At 59.8% G+C, this 19,884-nt stretch carries 20 protein-coding genes and 1 pseudogene; 6 read left to right on the top strand and 15 right to left on the bottom strand.

Annotation, left to right across the window (positions count from 1 at the left end):
- Nucleotides 1-88 precede the first annotated feature (88 nt).
- Nucleotides 89-340 (top strand): hypothetical protein, encoded by a 252-nt coding sequence (locus HNE04_RS22970; RefSeq protein WP_172224583.1) that lies wholly within the window; start codon nt 89-91, stop codon nt 338-340.
- Between the two features lie 1,237 nt (nt 341-1,577).
- Here HNE04_RS22970 and HNE04_RS28600 read toward each other — a convergent pair.
- Nucleotides 1,578-2,063, bottom strand: a complete 486-nt coding sequence (locus tag HNE04_RS28600) for a nitrate reductase associated protein (protein ID WP_407926620.1) — start codon at nt 2,061-2,063, stop codon at nt 1,578-1,580.
- Between the two features lie 423 nt (nt 2,064-2,486).
- On the opposite strand from HNE04_RS28600, the gene HNE04_RS22960 reads away from it, so the two are divergent.
- Together HNE04_RS22960 and HNE04_RS22955 are read left to right on the top strand one after the other, a co-directional pair.
- Complete coding sequence (locus tag HNE04_RS22960; protein ID WP_172224578.1) at nt 2,487-3,422, top strand: LysR family transcriptional regulator; 936 nt, start codon at nt 2,487-2,489, stop codon at nt 3,420-3,422.
- 259 nt (nt 3,423-3,681) lie between these two features.
- Nucleotides 3,682-4,311 (top strand): glutathione S-transferase family protein, encoded by a 630-nt coding sequence (locus HNE04_RS22955; protein WP_172224575.1) that lies wholly within the window; start codon nt 3,682-3,684, stop codon nt 4,309-4,311.
- A 71-nt stretch (nt 4,312-4,382) separates the two neighbouring features.
- Here HNE04_RS22955 and HNE04_RS22950 read toward each other — a convergent pair whose 3' ends face one another.
- From HNE04_RS22950 to HNE04_RS22885, 14 genes and pseudogenes are all read right to left on the bottom strand, one after another.
- Nucleotides 4,383-6,563, bottom strand: coding sequence for a molybdopterin-containing oxidoreductase family protein (locus HNE04_RS22950; protein WP_172224572.1), 2,181 nt, complete (start codon nt 6,561-6,563; stop codon nt 4,383-4,385).
- Between the two features lie 230 nt (nt 6,564-6,793).
- Entirely contained in the window at nt 6,794-8,008 is a 1,215-nt protein-coding gene (locus tag HNE04_RS22945) for a urate hydroxylase PuuD (protein WP_172224569.1), read from the bottom strand.
- Between the two features lie 67 nt (nt 8,009-8,075).
- Complete coding sequence (locus HNE04_RS22940; RefSeq protein ID WP_172224566.1) at nt 8,076-8,531, bottom strand: GlcG/HbpS family heme-binding protein; 456 nt, start codon at nt 8,529-8,531, stop codon at nt 8,076-8,078.
- Nucleotides 8,532-9,508: 977 nt separating this feature from the next.
- The gene (gene radC, locus HNE04_RS22930) at nt 9,509-10,024 is read right to left on the bottom strand and encodes a RadC family protein (protein WP_172224563.1); all 516 of its coding nucleotides are present in this window, start codon (nt 10,022-10,024) and stop codon (nt 9,509-9,511) included.
- The gene (locus tag HNE04_RS22925; protein ID WP_172224560.1) at nt 9,994-10,254 is read right to left on the bottom strand and encodes a hypothetical protein; all 261 of its coding nucleotides are present in this window, start codon (nt 10,252-10,254) and stop codon (nt 9,994-9,996) included. Before HNE04_RS22925 ends, radC begins: the two co-directional genes overlap by 31 nt.
- 125 nt (nt 10,255-10,379) lie before the next feature.
- Nucleotides 10,380-10,586, bottom strand: coding sequence for a hypothetical protein (locus HNE04_RS28595; RefSeq protein WP_407926618.1), 207 nt, complete (start codon nt 10,584-10,586; stop codon nt 10,380-10,382).
- Nucleotides 10,532-11,143 (bottom strand): hypothetical protein, encoded by a 612-nt coding sequence (locus HNE04_RS22920; RefSeq protein ID WP_172224557.1) that lies wholly within the window; start codon nt 11,141-11,143, stop codon nt 10,532-10,534. The genes HNE04_RS28595 and HNE04_RS22920 overlap by 55 nt, the downstream gene beginning before the upstream one ends.
- Nucleotides 11,144-11,285: 142 nt before the next feature.
- On the bottom strand, nt 11,286-11,522 hold the full coding sequence (locus HNE04_RS22915; protein WP_172224554.1) for a DUF2274 domain-containing protein: 237 nt from the start codon (nt 11,520-11,522) through the stop codon (nt 11,286-11,288).
- Nucleotides 11,519-12,097, bottom strand: a pseudogene (locus HNE04_RS22910) (TrbI/VirB10 family protein); the annotation flags it as partial. The gene HNE04_RS22915 and the pseudogene HNE04_RS22910, both read right to left, overlap by 4 nt.
- 211 nt (nt 12,098-12,308) lie before the next feature.
- Nucleotides 12,309-14,393, bottom strand: a complete 2,085-nt coding sequence (locus HNE04_RS22905) for an acetate--CoA ligase family protein (protein WP_172224551.1) — start codon at nt 14,391-14,393, stop codon at nt 12,309-12,311.
- Nucleotides 14,390-15,175, bottom strand: a complete 786-nt coding sequence (locus tag HNE04_RS22900) for an enoyl-CoA hydratase/isomerase family protein (protein ID WP_172224548.1) — start codon at nt 15,173-15,175, stop codon at nt 14,390-14,392. Before HNE04_RS22900 ends, HNE04_RS22905 begins: the two co-directional genes overlap by 4 nt.
- 13 nt (nt 15,176-15,188) lie before the next feature.
- Complete coding sequence (locus tag HNE04_RS22895) at nt 15,189-15,707, bottom strand: gamma carbonic anhydrase family protein (protein ID WP_172224545.1); 519 nt, start codon at nt 15,705-15,707, stop codon at nt 15,189-15,191.
- Nucleotides 15,708-15,718: 11 nt separating this feature from the next.
- On the bottom strand, nt 15,719-16,690 hold the full coding sequence (locus HNE04_RS22890) for a Bug family tripartite tricarboxylate transporter substrate binding protein (RefSeq protein WP_172224542.1): 972 nt from the start codon (nt 16,688-16,690) through the stop codon (nt 15,719-15,721).
- Between the two features lie 100 nt (nt 16,691-16,790).
- Nucleotides 16,791-17,705, bottom strand: a complete 915-nt coding sequence (locus HNE04_RS22885; RefSeq protein WP_172224540.1) for a LysR family transcriptional regulator — start codon at nt 17,703-17,705, stop codon at nt 16,791-16,793.
- A 192-nt stretch (nt 17,706-17,897) separates the two neighbouring features.
- Here HNE04_RS22885 and HNE04_RS22880 point away from each other — a divergent pair, with 192 nt between their 5' ends.
- The 3 genes from HNE04_RS22880 to yghU all read left to right on the top strand — a co-directional run bounded on the left by HNE04_RS22880 (nt 17,898) and on the right by yghU (nt 19,803).
- Nucleotides 17,898-18,596 (top strand): SDR family NAD(P)-dependent oxidoreductase, encoded by a 699-nt coding sequence (locus tag HNE04_RS22880; protein ID WP_172224537.1) that lies wholly within the window; start codon nt 17,898-17,900, stop codon nt 18,594-18,596.
- Nucleotides 18,597-18,671: 75 nt separating this feature from the next.
- Nucleotides 18,672-18,947 (top strand): DUF1272 domain-containing protein, encoded by a 276-nt coding sequence (locus HNE04_RS22875; protein ID WP_172224791.1) that lies wholly within the window; start codon nt 18,672-18,674, stop codon nt 18,945-18,947.
- Between the two features lie 13 nt (nt 18,948-18,960).
- The gene (gene yghU, locus HNE04_RS22870) at nt 18,961-19,803 is read left to right on the top strand and encodes a glutathione-dependent disulfide-bond oxidoreductase (protein WP_172224534.1); all 843 of its coding nucleotides are present in this window, start codon (nt 18,961-18,963) and stop codon (nt 19,801-19,803) included.
- Nucleotides 19,804-19,884 lie beyond the last annotated feature (81 nt).

Here is a 19,884-nt window from a genome sequence, read left to right as displayed (position 1 = left end):
GTGTGAAGGCGCCCAGATTTGACGTTCGACGGACTCGTCTTCTGGAATTGTCAGTGGGCGTTCGTCCTTGGAGAAAGCGCGGGGATTTATGGAAATTGACTACTATGCACTTCTGAAGGTAAGGCGCGACGCCACCGCAATTGAGATATCGCGGGCATACGATGCTGCGATTTTGCGCCTACCGAAAACCCACCTTGGGCGCCTGGTTCGTTTCCTTTTCTCAAATGAAACCGAGGAAATGCTTGAACTTGCTCATACAACATTGGTGGATTCTGTGGCTCGCAGCACCTATGACAAGACATTGGCGGCCTTCCAGTCATACGGGATTCCGCCTACGTAGGCTGCCCCCTGGTATCTTTGAATGCCCAAGCACACCTGGCGCTGCTTGGGTAGCAGCGTGGCAAGGACGGCAGGCTGCACGGATTTGCCGATCGCGCTGGGTCACCACTCGGCTGTATCAACGCTCGGCTCAAACGCGGCCGCTGGCGCGTGCGGCGCTGCGCCGGGCGGTTGCGTATTCCGGCGATTCTGGACATTGAGTCCGGTGCTGTAATGAAGCAGATCGGGCCTTATGATCAATCTACCTGTGGATAACTACGCGCGGCTCCGCGATTTCATACCGCGAAACGCGTCAAAATCGGTGCAGCGGCCTCGACACCCACAGCGACCGGCACCCGTCCCAGCCGGGCAACTGACTTGATTCCACAGCGAACTGGCCCTCTCGGGAGCGGGCTGATCGATGGAAGGGAGTGACTAGTAACGGCAAACAAACGATCTCATAGCCAAGGTAGCAAGCCAACCAGGACACGTCCATCCGCCGGCAAGCCTATGAGCATCCTGGCACAAGCTCTACACACGTTTCCCTTCTTGGAGCTTTCCAAGCAGGCGGCCTGAAGTCAAGCGCCTTGCGTGCCACCCGGCGGTGGCAGGACGGGGGCACCCACGCCTCCCTCCCTCACTGGCGAAAGAGGAGGCACATTTGAGGGACCTATGGAAGGCTTTTGGGCCTCGTCATCACCATTGCCTGGCCCCTTGCCTTCGGCGAAAATGAAGTCCAGGGCTGCGACAGCTGTGTCCATGGGCTCTATTGTGCAACGATCAGAGGCTCACGTCCACAACCCGGCGTCGTGCCGGTGAGGAACGGATCCCATGTCGGAGTCTGCACTAGCGGCATCCCTTCTGTCGTCCCCCAAATGACACAGTCGGGGTAGCCCACGGCCGATGTAGACGACCGCACGGACTAGTTGGCGAGCTTGCGGTATGCGGAGTAGGAGGCAGCAGTATTGGGCGCCTAAGTACTTGCCGCGCAAAAAATTCTTGAAGTCGCCAGGCAGCAAGTACCCCCGCAGCGTACCGCTTAACTAGGCGGTGCGACAAGTTGAGAGCACCTGGCGCTGCTTGGGTAGCAGCGTGGCAAGGACGGCAGGCTGCACGGATTTGCCGATCGCGCCGGGTCACCACTCGGCTCTATCAACGCTCGACTCAAACGCGGCTGCTGGCGCGTGCGGCGCTGCGCCGGGCGGTGACCAACTTGCGATACTGGTGTTTCGCAAGAAGTGGTTTGGGCTCATTGGGAACTAGCCTTTGCGATCGTCGGCCTGTGCTTTGGCCGGCTCTATCGTCTCCGCGCGATGGCGCTGCCCTCGCATAGTCAGCTTCAGTGCAACGTACTTCGCGAACGGCGTGGCGCGAGCTAGCCACTGCTCCGAGCAGACATTGTGGAGCGCTGTCCCCTGTGTCTGGGCCCATTCATCCGGCCGCATGTCACGCCGTGCACCGCTGGAGAGAGCAAGGGCTTCGAAACCAGAGTTCTCCAGAGGCAGCGGAGCGCTGAGAAGAGCGATCCGCCGAGCCCGCGAAAGGCTTCGCCAGTCCTGCAGTGATAAACGCAGACGGCACACGTCAAGCTTGAACCTGACTGCGTAAGGAAGCCACTCGAGCTCAGCCGCCGGCCCGTCCTCAACATCCAGACAGCATGTCGGGGACAAATCTGGCCGCAGAGCTTCTCCAGGAGGGATTCCGGTTTTAGCCGGTGCAGTTCCTCGTCGCGCCGAGTCCGTCATCTTTGGCCGCACAGCGCCACTGTGGCCCACCTCGAGTGTATGCGGACGGTGCTCATGCGGGCGGCACTACACATTCCCGCGGATCGTGCAGTACGGCGCTCACGCCACGGCGACGATTGATGTACGCACGAAACTTGGCCAGGGCGACACAGGCAAAGCGCGGCATATTACCTTCCTCTCTCATTTTGCAAGCACGGCTCGAGGTCATCGTGACGTAGTCGACTTCCACTCTGGCACATCGATGATGTCACCGGGTCGGGGGCGTCCATCCCATTGCCTACGGAGCATTCCCCGTCTCGTCATCTTGGACGTACCCATGACACTATCCGCAATGAATGTGCTTGCAAAGGCGCCGCATTCATCCGGATAATGCATGGCATGCATGACAACTAGGCGCCTATCAGTATTGCTTACCGGAACGCTATGGAACTGACCGAAATCCAATTGAACCAGCTTCTTCTCGTCGATGCTTTGCTGGCCCACGCAAGCATTAGTGAGGCTGCCGAGAAGATTGGCATGAGCCAGTCAGCCGCGAGCCACGCACTTGCGAGGCTGCGTACCGAGTTGAATGATCCGCTTTTCATCCGCACTGCGAATGGCATGCAGCCGACGCCCTATGGCGCCCGACTTGCGGGATCGGTGAAAGAAGCTCTTGCACTGCTGCGTAGCGGGCTTGAGCAACAGCCGAATTTCGTGCCGGAATCCTCCACTCACACTTTTACGGTCATCATGAGCGAGGTAAGCCAGACGCTGTACCTATCCAAGCTTCTAACGAGGCTTGCAAAAGAGGCGCCTGGTACGTCGGTACGCATCGCGCCGGTACCCCAAAAGGCGCCGCATTTGGAACTGGAGTCCGGGGAAGTGGATTTGGCAGTAGGAACGTTTACGCAATTTATCGCCGGCTGCCGGCAAAAACGCGTCTATCGTGAACAGTACGCTTGCATCGCCCGCGCGGGGCACCCCATTTTCGCCGAGGGCATGACTCCCAAGGCATTCAGTGAATCCTCTCATGTGATTGTTGACCCCACTGGCTACGTGCACGAGCAGCTTGGTCCCATTCTTAAACACCAGGGGCTCGCGCGCAGCGCAAAAGTCAATGTCCCGACCTTCCATTCGGTTCCGGAAGTTGTCGCGAATACCGATCTAATAGCTGTTATGCCCGAGACCTTAGCGGATTTCTATGCCACTCTGCTGCCGCTATTGGTTATGCCCCTTCCGATCGCAATACCCTCTTATGGCGTTACGATGTTTTGGCATGAGAGGTTTCATCGAGACCCGAAGAATCGCTGGCTGCGGAACGTCTTCATCGATCTGTACGCCGCCAGTCGGATTCGCAACTCCCCTTCGCAGGATCTCTGACAACCTTAAGACCAAAAGTCATTGGAAGCTTTGCGGTAGCGCTTCAGCCGAGCAGTAACCCGTACCGTTTGAAACCGACAAGCTGCTCAACGAGGGATGGGCTTTGGCGATCAGAGCAAAGATCTCTGAAATTCGTTCCTTCATCATCTGTTTTCCTCCGCTTGTTGTTCGATGTGCAAAGCGGGCTAGGTGGCCCAGTGCATACACGCCATGATCACCATGCATGAGCGACGCTGATATCCTCGCGGGAGGAGATACCATGATCGACCTCTACACTTGGTCCACGCCGAATGGCCGCAAGGTCTCAATTGCACTGGAGGAGCTTGGCCTGCCCTATACCGTCCATGCCATCGACATCACGAAGGACCAGCAGTTCGCGCCGGACTTCCTGAAGGTCAGCCCCAACAACAAGATTCCAGCGATCGTGGATCGCGACAACGGATTGAGCTTGATGGAGTCGGGCGCAATTCTCACGTACTTGGCCGACAAGACGGGCCGGCTCCTGCCCGCTTCTGGCGAGAAGCGCTATCGCACTTTGGAGTGGCTGATGTGGCAGATCGGCGGGCCAGGACCGACGCTCGGACAGGTCCATGCCTACTGCAAGTTCAACAAAGGCAAAGCCCCTTTCGCGGAAGAGCGACTCATGAAAGAAGCCATGCGGCTCTACAAGGTGTTCGACAGTCGCCTGGCGGATCACGAGTACTTGGCCGATGACTACTCGATTGCCGATGTCGCCGCGTGGCCATGGGTGTCGAGGTTCGAATGGCACTCGGTGGACTTGAACCAATTCCCTAATGTCCTACGCTGGTATCTCGCCATTGCGGCCAGGCCGGCGACGGCCAGGGGCTATTCGGTCCCGGTGGATACGGGGTCGATCCCACTGCCCTGAATGCGTGCGCGAGGCCGCGGCGGACTTCCGCGAGGCCGCGCGCGTCACGCCCTAAGGACAGGGTTCGCTTATCAAGCTGGAACATCCTTTCGCACCCGGCATAGCAGGCCCTTCAGCGGGCTCGAGCCGAAAGTCGGGTCGCAGTGTTCGACGTCATCATCCGTCAGCATGTTGGCGCATCCCTCCTGCAGGCCGTGGAATGGTCCCGGCTGCTCCGGAAACCACCATCCGTGTGGAATCGCCACCACCTTCTCAAGAAGGCGTGTGTGCAGGTGGGCGCGCATGCGCAGTCGGCCACGTGAAGTCTCCACCCAGACCATGTCGCCCTCGGCGATGCCCAAGTCCTCCGCCGTCTTCTGGTGCATCTCCAGCAATGGTTGCTCTGCGAGTCGGCGGATGGACTCAACCTGCCGGTTTTGCGAATGCATATACACGGCCTGCTTCGCACCCGTGATCAGGATCAGCGGGTAGTCCGCGTAGCGCTCTGGCGTGCGATAGGGACTCTCCGGGGGCTCGACATGGCTCGGCAACGGGTCGTATCCCCAATCGCGCATGATCGTGGAATAGAACTCGAACTTACCGGTCGGCGTGCCGAAACCGTCCTTCTGGTACTTGCGGTACGTTACCGGAAGCTCGATGTAACCGCGCTCCTTCAGTTCCTTCCAGGTGATGTTCATCGGTGCGAGCGCGTCGTCGCAAATCTTCTCGAGCGATGGGAAGTGCGCGCCGAAGCCGAGCTTCTGACCTAGCGCGATTACGAACTCCCAATCCGACTTGCGCTCACCGACCGTCGCCAGCTTGCTCGACACGGTGTCCATGAATGCCGCGTGCGGACCCTTGATATGCAGATGCAGGCGCGGCTCGTCCCGCTCGAGATTGCCTGCCGCGGGGAGGACCACGTCGGCCAGTTCGGCCGTCGGCGTCATGAAAACGTCATGGACGACGAGCAGGTCCAGGCTCTTGAGCGCGTCGATGACCTTGGGTGTGTTCGGATACGTAGTGGCGATGTTCGAACCTACAGCCACAAGCGCTCTCACGGGGTAAGGATCGTCGGTCAGCATGGCATTCAGCGTGAGCGGCGGGTGCGCAAAGCCGTGGCGATCCAGCGCTTTGAAGCGGCTGCCGCCGATGCGCTTTGCTGCCTGCTCAGGGGCCAACGCTTCCTTCAGGTCGGGATACGCGAGCGCTGGCGCGGGGTAAAAGATGTTGCCCCCTGGCACATCGATGTTGCCGGTCAGCCCCATGAGGATGAAGAGTGCACGCACGGACTGGTACGTGTTGAGGCCGGCGTGGTCGGTGCCATTGCCGAGAACCATCTGGGCGGGCTTGGCCTTGGCATACAAGCGTGCGGCCTTTGCAATCGCCTCGGGATCACACCAGGTAATGTCGGCCACACGCTGCAGCGGATACTCCGCCGCCCGGGCGCGCAATTCCTCGAAACCGTGGCAATGCTTTTCGACGAACTCCCGGTCGTACAGGCCTTCTTCGATGATCAGGTTGATCCAACCGAGAGCCATCGCCGCGTCGGTCCCCGGGCGAATGGGTAGCCAGATGTCCGCTCGTCCTGCAGAAGCCGGCCAGCGCGGGTCAACGATGATGTGGACGGGCTTGCGTTTTAGGGCATCAGTTAGGGGCACATGTCCAATCAGGCCATGATCGTTGCTCGTGCGCTTCTGCGAGCCCCACTCAACGATGCATTCCGTCGGCGAATACAAATCGGGCACGACCGCACCGTCCCACTTGGTCCCGCTCCATTTGCCGGTGGCCGTGATCTGGCATGCCGATACGCGGACGGCATAGCAGAAATAGCTGATGGCTGCGACGTTGGGAGTGCCGAACAGATTGGCGAGGCGACTGATGATGTTCGAATTGTTCATCCCCATGCCGCGGAAAAAGCTGACTGCTTCCGCACCATGCTGGGCCTTGATGTCGAGGAGCTTGCGCGCGACGTAATCCATCGCTTCGTCCCAGCTGGCCTGCCGCCACTGCCCGGAGCCGCGTTCACCTGTGCGGATCAATGGGTGGTTGAGCCGATCTATGTGATACAGCAGGTCGATGGACGGCTGGCCCGCCTTCGCGCACAGGAGGCCCTTGTTGATTGGGTGATCCGGATCGCCCACGACGCGTGTGATGCGTCCGTTCGAGCGAGTGACGATGGTGCCACAGCCTCCGTGACACATCCGGCACACGGCCTTGAAGGTCTCGGCTTGGGCGTCGCCACCCGCGACGGGTAAAACGTCGTTCTGTTTCATGAGAAGTCTTGAAGTTCGGCCGCAACCTAGAGATCGATCACGAGCTCGGGTGTCTTGCTGCCGGAGCAGGAGATCATCATCCGGTTGTTGCCTATGTTTGTACATGGCTGGCGGCGCATTCACTCAATGAAGCGCTTGCATATGGACCTCACCGCTTTTCACCTCAACCAGTCACCCTCTCCATGCGTGGAGAGGATGCAGCCACCTCTAACCGCACTCAGCCTGCTAGCTCAGTCAGCGTGTGCGCCGGTGGCGACCCAGCGGCCGATGAGGGCCCGCTCCTCGTCGGTCATCTTCGTGAAGTTGCCGGGAGGCATGGCTCGGGTGGCAATTGTGGTCGCGTTTATCTTGGCTGCGTGTCGCACGATCTCGCCTGGTGAATCAAGGCGCACTCCGCCGGGCGCCGCAGCGATGCCAGGTTCTACGGGCCGCTGGGCGTGGCAGTTCACGCAGCGCAGTGCAACGATCCCACGAACGACGGTGAACGACACGGGACGTTCAGAGCCTGTTGCCGCATTGGGTCCTGTGCTGAGCTGCGGAGTCGTGAGCACGGAGAGCGCAATGACCGCCATTACGAGAGGCGCCGCTGCTGGAAGCCAGGCGGAACCGACCGGCAAGCGGCGGTCGAACAGGATCATCACGTGGCGCGCCGCAATTCCCGCGACGATCAGCAACGCCATGACGACCCAGTTGTACCCGTGGCTATAGGTGCTGGGCGCGTGCGCGGCGATCATCGTGAAAATCACCGGGAGCGTTAGATACGTGTTGTGCTGGGCACGGCGACGCGCCCGGAGCGCCATCGCCATGTCGCGTTCACGCCCTGCCGAAGTGGCTGCGACAGCTTGCTCCTGCGCGGGAATGATGCGTCGCCACACATTGCCGACCATGTTGGTTCCCATAACCGCGCCGATGTGGATATATGCGGCACGCCCCGAGAACAACCTGCACATGGCGTATACGACAACCAGGAGCAAGATTGCACTGACTATCGTCGCCACCGCTGGCTTTTCAGCCGCGAATTTCGATGCCCACAGAGTATCGTAAACAACCCAGCTGACGGCCAGCAGCCCAATGGCAATCGCGATAGCCATGCCTGGGCTAACCAGCGCATTGTCGGAATCTATCAGGTCGACCCCTCCGCCCCAGTAGTACACGAAGACCAGCAATAGGAAACCAGTCACCCAGGTGATGGCAGCCTCATTCCGAAACCAATAGACGGGCGAAGGCACTTCCCCAGGGGAAATCTGCCGCTTTTGCACGATGTAGAAGCCACCACCGTGGCCCATCCAGGCTTCGCCCAAGACGCCGGGAGCGTTGGCCGGCTTGCGCAGCTTGCTATCGAGCCACATGAAGTACAGCGATGCACCGACCCACCCCAAGATGGCAACGATGTGGGCCCATCGAAGCACCACAATGAACCAATCAACCAAGTTCTGTGTCAGCATGGAAGTCAATCTTGTAGGAAGTTTTGTCGCGTCCGCACCGATGGGTTCGCGGACGCGGCTCCGGGTGTTACTTGCCCTTGACCACTTCCAAGGCGGCGAGAGCGACCTGGCTGTCACCATCGGCCAAACCTGCAGCGCCCACGCCCGAAACGCCAATTCCGCCAATCACACGTCCACCGACGATGATGGGATAGCCGCCCTCGAGCGGAATCGCGGCTTCTTGGCGCAGATGCCAAAACGTGTTGAATTTGCCGGCACCAAGGTCATCATGGAAAATCCCCGTTGAACGGCGAAACGCCGTGGCGCCGTAGGCTTTGGCGATGGTGAGCTCAACGCTGCCGAACTGGCCGTTGCTCATTCGATGGAGGAGCACGAGGTGTCCACCATCGTCACAAATTGCAATTGTGGCGTTCCACCCTTGCTTGGTAGCGTATGCCTCCCCGGCGATCGCCATCTCTTTGGCAAGTTCGAGCGAAATACGCTCGCCGTACGGGTTTTGGTGGGGTACTGGCTTAGTGGTCATGGTATCTCCTATGGTGGCAATCAGGGTTTGTCGCCCGACGTTCGCTTGCTTCGACACTCAAGGGGCCTGAATGGAGCGCGACGGACAGCGCTGGCAACGATATTCCCTTGGGGATCTCTTGCATATAGTCCCAGGTTCATCAGTCGCATGCACGTTATTCATGCCGCGGCTGATCGTTCAGCCGCGCTTTTTGATCGAAAATCCATGTTCAGCCTCAACTCGTGTCCGCGATGTGCGGCTCAGTGGGCAGCAAAAAATGAAGGTCACTCGCAGCTGTGTTCACTCATAGCTGCAAGCACGATCACTCGAATGGGGCGCGGTCCAAATGAAAATTAGTAGTGAGTTCCTGCTGGGTTTCGACCCTATGGATGAAATCCACGGAGAGTTCGTCCAGGTTGTGGACGAACTGCTGCTGGCCCCGATTCCTTGATCGCATCCGCACTTGGGAAGATGGCGGATCACCTTGGGATGCACTTCGCGCTCGAAGATGGCTGGATGACTGAGACATCGTTTCCCCCTCGTCAATGCCACATAGACGAGCATGCGGCGGTCCTGAAATCGGTGGTCGATGTGCAACAGATTCTGCAGAATGACCCCCAGTTTGGATCTTTGAAAGCGCGAGAGTTGGCCCTCGCGTTGCTTGATTGGTTCCCTGGGCATGCAATGCATTTGGACTCGGCGTTGGCCCATTGGATTTGCAAGTTGCGGCATGGCGGCAAACCGGCGGTAATCCGCAGATTGGCGTCGCACTAGGCTCGGCCTGTCCGCCCCGCCACGGATTCCGAGTACCGGGGGCGAGTTCGATGTGCGGGATGACGACGCTGAGTTAGTGCATGAGCAGTGGAACTCGTCTTCAAGTTTTGCCGACAGCAAGCGCGCGTAAAGGCCACGACTGGCGCAGGTCAAAAGGCGCCATTCCACCGGAACAAAAAAAAAGAATGACGACCGGTGGAGGGCATTGGCCCTCCACCCTCGCTCTATAGCAGCCCCTTCTCTGCCATCGACAACGCCCCATCGTCACTCGTGATGACGTGGTCGAGCACCCTTACGTCAACGAGAGCCAATGCTGCCTTGAGGCTCTGAGTGAGTGCTTCGTCCGCCCGACTCGGCAGGCACATGCCACTCGGATGGTTGTGACGAAGGACCACGGACGCGGCATTCTTCACCAGGGCCAGTTTCACGATCTCTCTCGGATAAACCGATGTCTGAGTCAGGGTTCCCCGGAACACCCGTTCGTACTCGATCAGCCGGTTCTGCGAATCGAGGTAGATCACCGCGAACACCTCATGCGTCAGCCCTTGAGCGTGCAGTCGTAGGAAGTCCTTGACCGCGTCCGGCCTGCTGAACACGTCGCGCTCCTTGAACCTTCCGCGCAGGATGAGGATGGCACGCATGATGGCTTGGTCTTCGTCCTCGACGGTTTGAGGCACTTGGCTTGTGCCGCCGGCTGCCCGGCGCAAACTCACGATGGCTGCTTGCCTTGCCTGCACCATGTTGCCCACTCCTCGATCTGGTCCGCGCGAATCAGCGCCTCTTCACCGACTTGCTTGCGATGTGCCGCGGTGTACTTGGCGACGCAAGCGTCGACGTTCAGGGCCCTTAGGTTCACAATTTCGACTCCCACGTGCTGTGGCGATCCGTTTGGTAGCGCTGAACTCGATGCCGATTCGGAGCCTGTACCCAGCAAGGGCGGGCTGGCCGTGAAGGCGATCGATACGGTCATTCGATACGACGAGATTGTTGTAGTTCATAGGCTTCCCATGTATCCCCATTCGCCCCTTGATCCGAGGTTGAGCCCCGTGGCGCTGACGTTCATCTCAATGTGATCCGGCCACAAGAAGCCCTCTGTCAGAAGGGTATGTCGTCTTCCAGATCCTCGAAAGATGTCGGCGCCGCCGGCTTGGAAGGCTGTCCGGCAGCTCTGGCAGGAGCACGCTCCATTGCGGGTTGCGCAGCGGCGGCGGTGGAGGCGCCCACGCCGGCCCCGTCCAGAGCCGCCTTCAGAGCTGTCTCCACTGCGTCGATGCGCTCTTTGCAGACACCGTACGCTTCCACTGACTCCTGGACGATAATCCCGGCGGCACCTCTCGCTGGCTGATGCGCGGATAGAGTTCTACCGCCAGGCATTGTTCAACGGGACTCAATGCCGCCAAGCCGGAAATATCAGCACCACGGATCGAGCTGAACACCTCGGCATCCAGCTTGTCCACTAACCATCGAAAAACCCACTGAGAAGGTGTAGACGTGGCCTCGAGTTCGGCGTTTCCAGCATCCTGAAAGACCGCCCGCAGCTCCGCTAGGACGCCATGGCTAAATCCTAGCTTGGTCTCAAAGGGCTGATCTAGTTCATAGAAGCGCATCGTAAACGCCAGCATGAGTGCCGCGTATTGAACACGCACATCATTTCTGGTTGCACTCCACTTGCTGGGGCTGACCGAGCGGAATATCTTAAGGAAATGCCAACCCACCGTAGCACTGATGCCCACCTTAGAGATTTCCGCGACGACTATGTAGGTAAAGAAGATCGAGTTCTGAAGTGCGAGCAAATCTGCGTTGAATGCAGTGCGAAGTTCCGCTGATATCTTGTCTAGAACTTCTTCAAGAGTTCTCATTAGATCGGTTCCCACGGCAGGTACGGAGTCGCGCCCTTACTCAGTCGAAGTTTTGCGCGCGACAGCGGACGATGTCGCCCAACGCGCTGTGGACACAGCAGCCTCCTTACGTAAGTTTTGACCGAGGCGATCGCTAGCTAGGTCAGTCGACGGAATGTTTCGAACCCAGTGCCTTGAAGCCACGATCCCGCTTCATGAAGGCATCGAGCATATGCGGGATCAACACCACCGCATCCACCGCCTCACCGTGGACTTGACTGTGAAGAGTGGCATAGCGATCGAGCCTGGATTTCGCCTCAACCGACAATGTGATCGTGAGCTTCACCACGTCGGTTCGGGGCAATGGACCGAGCCCGAGCTTTTTCCTAGACAGGCTCATTGCGAGGATCCTCTCAGGAAGAATAGTGGCTGATAAGGCCGCAGCACCAAATCCTTGCTGACCATCACCCGCATCGGGAAGCCCGGCCGAATCGTCAGCGTTGGCTGAATGCTCACGTTGCGCTTGGTGATCTCTTGGCCTACCTGGTTCACAGTGTCCTGTGCGCTTTCCCGTCCAGCGGTGACAACGCGGCTGCCCTCCGTGCGGCTCTCCGGCGCCGCCAGTTCGGCCCCAATGCCTAGCAGCGTGGACAGTGCGGCACCGGCAAGAATGCGATCCCAATGCCAATCGACGCCATCCTCCAGCCCGGCGTAGCCGGCGGGATCGATACCGGGCAGACGGTCGAGTGCAATGGACGACGTGTCCGGCAGAATCAGTCGTGTCCACACCAGCAGCACGCGCCGCTGGCCGAAGGCGACCTGGCCGTCGTAGCGGCCGATCAGGCGTGAGCCCTGCGGGATCAGCAAGTACCGGCCTGTGGCAGTGTCGTAGACCGACTCCGACACTGTGGCGATCACTTGCCCGGGCAGGTCGGAGTTAATCGCCGTCATCAGCGCCGCAGAGATGACGGTACCCATGGGCTTGCCGAATCAGCTTGTCGGCATTTGCTGCTCGTCGCCCGATAAACGTTGACGCTTACCTCAGCGCCCTGCCTCCAGGAGCGGTGATGCAACGCGCCAGCCTGCTCCCGCATACCGCGAACAAAGTCCAGCTCTTCATCAAGGGAGCGCGCGACACGTCGTGGCAACTGGTTCTGTGGCGAGGGATTATTGCTCCAAGCCTTCCCTACTCCGTCACCTCTTGCAGCTCGACAACTGCGTCGACGGCGAAGACGCCCTGCCCTTTTGGCATGGCAATCACTGGATTGACATCGACGGAACGCAAGTTGACGGCATTCGCCGCGAAGTTGCCAAGGGCAACAGCTGCCTCGGCGAACGCGTCCAGGTCAAGCGCCGGCGAATCTCGATAGCCATAAAACAACGGCGCGATGCGCAGCTTTGCACAAGCTTGCTTAGCTTGCTCCACGGTGAAGGGAGCCAACAGCGAGACAGCGTCCTTGCGCAGCTCAATCAGCGTTCCGCCATCACCAACCATAACGACCGCCCCAACCCGCGGGTCCACAGTGACGCCTAGGGCCAGTTCGTGTACGCCTCGCACCATCTCGGCGACGATGACCTGAGGGTTGACCACCCCAAGTGACACGAGCTTGTCGATGCACTGAGCGGCAGCTGTGGCGACTTCGGCGGATGACGTAAGACCGAGGCGAACCAGCCCATGCTCGCTCTTATGCGGAACGCTCGCCGCGCACCCCTTAACCACAACTCTTTGGACGTTCAGTTCGTTGAAAGCTGCCTGGGCCTCTTCAGGTGTGGTGCAGATTCGCTGTCGAACAACTGGCACCCCCGCGTTTGAAAGCAGCGCCAAGCTTTCATGCTCGTCCAGCAGCCCAGCGCCAGGATACGAGAGCCGCTGACGCTTGCCTGTTGCAGGCGAAACATCGCGCATGCTCTGGTGCGCTGTGTATTGGGCTAATGCCGACACAGCATCCGCTTCGGTAACGAACGCCGGGATACCGTGCGCAGAGAACACATCTCGAACGCGCTCTTGTGGGGCGCTGAGCAAGACAGGCTTGTCGGAGCTGTTTGCCAGAGCGGCGGCCTCTTTGGCCACGCTATGCACGTCGTAGCCCGGACCGGCCACCGACATGCTCACCATCAGGCTGTCGGCTTGAGGGTCACTAGCCAAGGCATGCATCGCGCGGGCCCACATCGAGCCGTCGCTCAGAATAGCCGCAGTCGTGTCAAGCGGATTGTTGGGAGTGCCAAACTCAGGCAGGATTTTCGACAGCTCGGATTTGGTGGCCGGCGCCAGGCTGGCCAGTTCCAAGCCTTCGCGTTCGGCCAAGTCGGCAGTCATCACCGCGACAGCGCCGCTGGGACTCATGGCCACAAGCCGACCTCCTCCCACAGGGCGGTCTCCCAAGTACAGCGCTGTGGCACGAATCAACTCATTCATGTCACGCGCGCGCCAGATGCCATGGCGTGCCAAGAAGCCATCAATTGCTGCATCATTTCCGACAAGCGCGCCAGTGTGCGATGACGCAGCGGCTGCGCCTTTGGCGCTTTCCCCGCTCTTGAGCACAACCATGTACGCGCCACGTGCACGGGCCAGAGCGGCGGCCTTGGCCAAGCTGTCCGGGTCAGACAGGGATTCGAGGTAGACAAGAATCAGCTTAATCGCGGGGTCCCGCGCGACCGAAAGCGTCATGGCACACGCCCCGACGTCGGCGTCGTTGCCGGTCGCAACCACGTACCGCACTCCGAATCCCTCGCGGCGCAGCAGGTGGTATGGAATCACGCTCGCAATTCCGCTTTGACTGACGATGGCGATGGGACCATCCAGGGCCTGCGTCTCCACGAACATCGTGCTGAAGTTCAGAACAGCGCCGTTGGCAAAGTTCGCCGGCCCTTGGCAGTTTGGTCCCATCAGCCGCATGCCTCCTGCGCGCGCGACCTCGACTAGCTCGCGCTCGCGCAGGCGCCCCTCATCGCCCAGCTCGCCGAAGCCAGACGACATGATGACTCCAGCTTTGACGCCGAGCGCTGCACACTCGCGAACGTGCGCCAGGGTTTGCTCGCCACCGACTGCAATCACAACAGCATCAGGGACCACCCTGATTGCCGCGACGTTCGGGTATGCCTTGAGGCCCTGCACTTCGGCACGAGTCGGATTGATGGGGAAGATATTGCCGCGAAATCCGAACTTCTTCATGTAGTGAAGTGGTCGGCCGCCAACCTTGTTCGGGTTGTCCGAGGCACCAATCACCGCAACACTTGCGGGATTGGTAAACGCATCGATGTTCTCGGTCATTGCTTGGCCTGCTCTGCGAGCTTTTCCTCGCGCTTTTTAAGAAAAGCTTGAATCATGGATTGACGCTCGCCATCGCCCAGACACTCAATTTGGGCGAGCGTAGCAGCGATGAACGAGTCATTGAAAGCCGGGCTTGTCAGGTCCCGCATCCGCTTCTTGGTAAGCCGAACGGCCAGCCGCGGCATGGATGCCAACTGCTTGGCCCGCTCTTTGGCGATGTGGAAGACCTCATGGGACTCGCACAAAGTGCTGACGAATCCCATTTCATACGCGCGCTGCCCGGTGACAGGCTCCCCCGAGAGCGCCAGTTCCATGTTGTGCCCTTGACCAACGTAGAGACTCATCAAAAATGGGCCGGCGATGCTCGCAATGCCCACTCTGACCTCGGGTTGGCCCCACAGGCTTGAGGGCGTGGCGACACGCCAATCCGACAAGAGCGCGATGTGGAATCCAGCGCCCAGGCAAATTCCGTCGATGGCGCTGACCACCGGCTTGTCCATATCGCGCACCACTTCCAGGACTTCACGCTGGTCGTTCATCCGCGGAATCATCCTGTCCCAGGTGACTTCGTAGGCGTCATCCAGGTCCATACCTGACGTAAACGCCCTTGGCGTCGCTCCCTTGAGGATGATGGCGCGGACTGTCTCGTCCGCGTTCAGGCCACGCATGCACTCAACGAACTGTTGTCGCAGGCTGGCGTTGATGGCATTCATGCGCTGCGGGCGGTTCAGCGTGACGACGGCGAGGTCTGCCTCCCGCTCGAGCAGAAGTTCTTTTTCCATTTCGGCCGCCACCTCAAAGACGCTTGAGGTTGAGGGGCATGCTGCGCGCCTTACGGGCGTAATCTGCTGCACCCGCGTGAATGCCGGCCACTTCCTCGTCCGAGAGGGTGCGAACAACCTTGCCCACTCCGATGACGACGGACCGCGCCGGAATCTCCCGACCCTCGGGAACCAAGGCTCCAGCGCCAATCAGGCAATCTCGCCCGATTCGCGCCCCGTTCAGAACGGTTGCGCCGATGCCAATCATGGCGCCGTCTTCAACCATGCAGCCGTGCAGCATCGCCTGGTGCCCAATCGTGACGCGTGCGCCGATATGCATGGGGTGCCCACGGTCCACATGCAACACCGCAGCCTCCTGGATGTTTGTGTCTTCTCCAACGCTTATCGTGTCGTTGTCTGCTCTGAGAATCGCGCCCGCCCACACGCCGACACCGGAGGCAAGGCGTACGTCGCCAATGACCACTGCGCCTTCAAAGACCATTGCGTCCGCCGCGACTTGGGGAGTGAGCTCGTTGTATTGATAAAGAGGCATCGGGGTTCCGGTTAGTCGATGGTCGCGCCTGAGGACTTCACGAGGGCGGTCCATTTGGCGGTGTCTTCCCACAGGAGCTTGGAAAAGTCGGCCGGACTCCCGGGATAGGCTTCGGCACCAAGTGCGACCAGTTGCTTTTGGACATCCCCGTTGCCCAAGACCTTTTGCAGGCCGGCGTGGAGCCGCTCCATCGCGTTGGAGGGCGTGCCTTTGGGCGCAACCAGGCCAAACCAGCTGCTGGCCTCGAACTGAGGTAGCCCAGATTCGGCAACAGTGGGCACATCGGGCAGAGCAGGGATGCGGCGGCGCGTAGTGACTGCCAGCGCCTTGAGCTTTCCTGACGCGATGAAAGGCATGGAGCCCGGCGTCACGTCGAACATCATCGTCACCCGCTCGGTAATAAGGTCGGTAATCGCTGGTGCCGACCCCTTGTATGGGATGTGCCCGATTTTTATGCCGGCGGCGTCTTTGAACAGTTCGCCCATCAAATGGATGACGCCACCGTTACCGCTGGACGCGAAGGTCAGCTTTCCTGGCTTTGCCTTCGCCGCTGAAATGATGTCGCGCACGCCAGAGTACGGAGCTCCTTTGCTCACCACCAGGACGCTCGACGCCAAAACAGCCGTACCCACCGGGTCGAACGCCTTCAACGGGTCCAGCTTTAAGCTCGTCTTGTACAGCGCCGGGTTTATGGTCATGGTCCCGGTTGTGGCGAAGAAGACCGTATACCCATCGGCCTTGCTCGACGCCGCGGTCTGAGTGGCGATGACGCCCCCTGCCCCTCCCCGGTTGTCGACGATGACCGTTTGCCCCAGCTCTTGCGAAAGGTTGAGCGCAAGGAGGCGCGCCAGTGCATCCGTGGGACCCCCAGCGGGGAACGGCACAATCATCGTGATTGGCTTCTCGGGGTAGGCAGCGAAGGCCGTACTGGCCGCCATCAACGCGGCGGCGGCGACCCAGAATCGACGGCGATTTAGTGACATGAGGTTCCTCGCAAAAGCGTTGTGACGACTGTGTGTCAGCCGACTATCGTTTTTGCGAGTCGCCCAGACAATCCTAGTTAGCGGAAGGCAGGATTCCAGTTTATGGATGGGAGCTGTCTGATGCGCGTAGTAGCGGTGGGACTGTTGCGTGCAGCCGTGCCATGGTGAATCGCGCCGCTTTTGACAGCGCATGGTGGCGTGTGCTGGCAATCATGATTTTTCGAGGTAACGCGGGCTCTGTAATCTTGACCACCGCCAGCTTCCCTGCGCTTACCTCTCTTTGTACGGCACAGAGCGGCAGAATCGTCATCGCCTCCCCTGACATGGCGACCTCCTTCATAACCGAGAGGGATTCGGCCTCCATATGCACAACGAAAGTGACTTTTAGCTTTCGCGAAGCAGCGTCCAGCACAGTTCTCAAACCGCTTGGCGCGGACGGGACGACCAGGGGCATGCCCGCAATCTCCGCGAGGCGAATCGACTTTCGCCGGGAGAACTTATGGGCGGGGTGGAGGACCAAGTAGGTCGTGATTTGACCGACGCAGTCTTCCCCTTCGACCTCTTTTTCATAGCGGTTGGTGACCGCAAGCTCAATTCGTCCTGATGCCAGGAGCTCGTCGAGCTGGCCGCTCATCGCTTCCGTGATTGCCAGCTTCACACCCGGGGCTCGAGCCCGCAGGTCAGCGAACAACGCAGGAACAACCGAGTTCGCAAGGGAGGGAACCACCCCCACCCGCACCACGCCAGCTGGCACCCCGGATTTGCCACGGACGGCCTCATCCAGTCGTACCGCTTGCTCCAGCAGCGCTTCAATTTCGGGCAGGACCATCTCCCCGAAGGTGGACAGCGCCATTCCCCGGCCGGTGCGAGTAAACAGCCGGTCTCCCCACGCCAGTTCCAGCTGGCTGACGTTGCGGCTAACAATCGACTGAGCAAGTCCCATCGCGGTCGCAGCACGGGCCAGCGAACCGAGTCTGGCGACCTGGACGACGGTTTCTAGCTGCTTGAGGTTCATTGGACGGCCTTGTTCGCCAACATATCAGAGGTGAGGTCACCATTGTTCACCTCCAGATGACCAAGAAGCATTGGCACGTCGCCCGAGCCCTGCGCGGACGCATAGTTGCATGATAGGACTTATGCGAGTATAAACCGCAAATGCTCGGTCGGCGACGGCTAAGAGCGCTATCCAGACGGAGACTCGAACTCGATGCACAAGCTTCCCTACACAACGGCATTAATCGTCGGAGCTGGTCCTGGTGTCAGTGCTTCCGTTGCGCGAGCGTTAGCCCGTGAAGGGGTCAAGGTCGGCCTCGCGTCGCGCAGCACTGACAAGCTCGCAAGCCTTGCGGCAGAAATCGGGGCAGAAGTCTTCGCGGCAGATGCCACAGATGAAGCATCTGTAGCTGCTCTATTCGACCATATGGAGTCCAAGCTCGGCCCAATAGACGTGGTGCTCTACAACGCCGCAGCGCGGGTGCAGGGAGCGATTCCCACCCTCGACCCTGGAGCGGTCAAGGGAGTCATCGCAGCATCGACCTACGCGGCGTTCCTCGTAGTCCAGCAGGCTGCGCGCCGCATGATTCCACGCAAGACGGGCGCAATCCTGTTGACAGGAGCTTCCGCCAGCGTGAAGGGCTATGCGAATTCAGCCGCCTTCGCGATGGGAATGTTCGGCCGCCGCGGGCTGGCCCAAAGCGCCGCACGAGAGCTCGGGCCTCAAGGTATTCACGTCGCCCATTTCGTCATTGATGGAAGCCTGCGCACTTCTACGCCTGAGCCGGCTGACAAGCCTGACAGCACGCTCGACTCGGACGCTGTTGCAGAAACGTACCTGCACGTTCTTCGCCAGCACCGCAGCGCCTGGACGTGGGAAGTTGAGGTGCGCCCGTGGGTTGAAAGGTTTTAGGGCGCCCGCGCCGGAAGTCGTCTCGCCTGTGCCAAGGAATAAGCCGCCGGGTGCGCGGAGAACATGGAGAAGCTGATGCTGGAACTCAGGCCCAACTGCGAGTGCTGCAACAAGGACCTGCCGCCTGAATCGACCGAGGCAATGATTTGCTCGTTTGAATGCACCTTTTGCGAGACCTGTGCGACAGGCCCGCTTGCAGGTGCGTGCCCGAATTGCGGCGGAGAGCTGGTGCGTCGACCTCGTCGTCCGGCTTCAAAACTGCAGAAACACCCCGCATCTACCAAGCGGGTTTTCAAACCCAATTGCGGCCCTACAGGACAACCCCAATCGTCGGCGCCGCTTGCGCTATAAAGAAGGACATGCCATGAATCAGTCGGAGACTTACGTACCTCCCAAAGTTTGGGTCTGGGATAAGCCAAGTGGAGGGGCATGGCAAGGTGTCAACCGGCCGATCTCGGGTGCCACTCACGAAAAACCTCTTCCTAGAGGCAAACATCCACTTCAGCTGTACTCGACAGGCACCGGCAACGGCCGAAAGATGACCATCATGCTCGAGGAGTTGCTCGCGCTTGGGGTGGCGGGGGCGGAGTACGACGCGTGGATGATTGACATCACCGCGGGCGACCAGTTCGGCTCCGGGTTCGTGGAGCTGAACCCAAACTCCAAGATTCCCGCCCTCATCGACTACAGCGGGCCTGTGCCCATCAAGGTATTCGAGAGCGGGGCCATTCTGTTGCACCTGGCCGAAAAGTTCGGGCTACTCATCCCTCATGACCCTGTTGGGCGGGCCGAGTGCCTGTCCTGGCTGTTCTGGCAAGTAGGGAGCGCGCCGTTTCTTGCCGGAGGTCTCGGCCACTTCTTCAAGTTCGCACCGATGAAATTGGAATACCCCATCAACCGCTATGCGATGGAGGTCAAGCGGCAACTGGATGTCCTGAACAAGAGGCTCGCCACAAGGCAGTTCATCCTGGGCGACAACTATTCCATCGCCGACATTGCCATCTTCACCTGGCACGGAGGCGTCTTCCTCGATTGGGGATACGGGCTAGGAGACTTCGTCAACAGCGGCGAATATGGGCATGTCGAACGGTGGGCCAAAGAAATTGAGCGGCGCCCCACAGTGCAGCGGGGCATCCGTGTCAATCGAGTTGGTGACAATCCGCCCGGCCTCGTTCGCGAGCGACATTCGGCGTCTGATTTGGATTAGCCGCTGGGCGGCTAGCCGGCGCCTAGTCCCAGCGAGGAAGCGCCGTCGATGACACGCTGCGCGATCTGGCCGGTACCGTCT

Origin of the sequence: Caenimonas soli (genome assembly GCF_013155545.1) — a bacterium.
GTDB lineage: Bacteria > Pseudomonadota > Gammaproteobacteria > Burkholderiales > Burkholderiaceae_C > Ramlibacter > Ramlibacter soli.
The sequence above is the reverse complement of the archived record's forward strand: the minus strand, read 5'-3'. Positions and strand labels throughout refer to the sequence as shown.

Coding starts and splice junctions, on each gene's coding strand:
- HNE04_RS22945 (WP_172224569.1), bottom strand. CDS start 8,008: ATGCTGACACAGAACTTGGTTGATTGGTTCATTGTGGTGCTTCGATGG.
- HNE04_RS22905 (WP_172224551.1), bottom strand. CDS start 14,393: ATGACCGAGAACATCGATGCGTTTACCAATCCCGCAAGTGTTGCGGTG.
- yghU (WP_172224534.1), top strand. CDS start 18,961: ATGAATCAGTCGGAGACTTACGTACCTCCCAAAGTTTGGGTCTGGGAT.
- HNE04_RS22920 (WP_172224557.1), bottom strand. CDS start 11,143: ATGAGAACTCTTGAAGAAGTTCTAGACAAGATATCAGCGGAACTTCGC.
- HNE04_RS22955 (WP_172224575.1), top strand. CDS start 3,682: ATGATCGACCTCTACACTTGGTCCACGCCGAATGGCCGCAAGGTCTCA.
- HNE04_RS22925 (WP_172224560.1), bottom strand. CDS start 10,254: ATGACCGTATCGATCGCCTTCACGGCCAGCCCGCCCTTGCTGGGTACA.
- HNE04_RS22900 (WP_172224548.1), bottom strand. CDS start 15,175: ATGGAAAAAGAACTTCTGCTCGAGCGGGAGGCAGACCTCGCCGTCGTC.
- HNE04_RS28600 (WP_407926620.1), bottom strand. CDS start 2,063: ATGACGGACTCGGCGCGACGAGGAACTGCACCGGCTAAAACCGGAATC.
- HNE04_RS22915 (WP_172224554.1), bottom strand. CDS start 11,522: ATGAGCCTGTCTAGGAAAAAGCTCGGGCTCGGTCCATTGCCCCGAACC.
- HNE04_RS22970 (WP_172224583.1), top strand. CDS start 89: ATGGAAATTGACTACTATGCACTTCTGAAGGTAAGGCGCGACGCCACC.
- HNE04_RS22880 (WP_172224537.1), top strand. CDS start 17,898: ATGCACAAGCTTCCCTACACAACGGCATTAATCGTCGGAGCTGGTCCT.
- HNE04_RS22890 (WP_172224542.1), bottom strand. CDS start 16,690: ATGTCACTAAATCGCCGTCGATTCTGGGTCGCCGCCGCCGCGTTGATG.
- HNE04_RS22875 (WP_172224791.1), top strand. CDS start 18,672: ATGCTGGAACTCAGGCCCAACTGCGAGTGCTGCAACAAGGACCTGCCG.
- HNE04_RS22940 (WP_172224566.1), bottom strand. CDS start 8,531: ATGACCACTAAGCCAGTACCCCACCAAAACCCGTACGGCGAGCGTATT.
- radC (WP_172224563.1), bottom strand. CDS start 10,024: ATGGTGCAGGCAAGGCAAGCAGCCATCGTGAGTTTGCGCCGGGCAGCC.
- HNE04_RS22885 (WP_172224540.1), bottom strand. CDS start 17,705: ATGAACCTCAAGCAGCTAGAAACCGTCGTCCAGGTCGCCAGACTCGGT.
- HNE04_RS22950 (WP_172224572.1), bottom strand. CDS start 6,563: ATGAAACAGAACGACGTTTTACCCGTCGCGGGTGGCGACGCCCAAGCC.
- HNE04_RS22895 (WP_172224545.1), bottom strand. CDS start 15,707: ATGCCTCTTTATCAATACAACGAGCTCACTCCCCAAGTCGCGGCGGAC.
- HNE04_RS22960 (WP_172224578.1), top strand. CDS start 2,487: ATGGAACTGACCGAAATCCAATTGAACCAGCTTCTTCTCGTCGATGCT.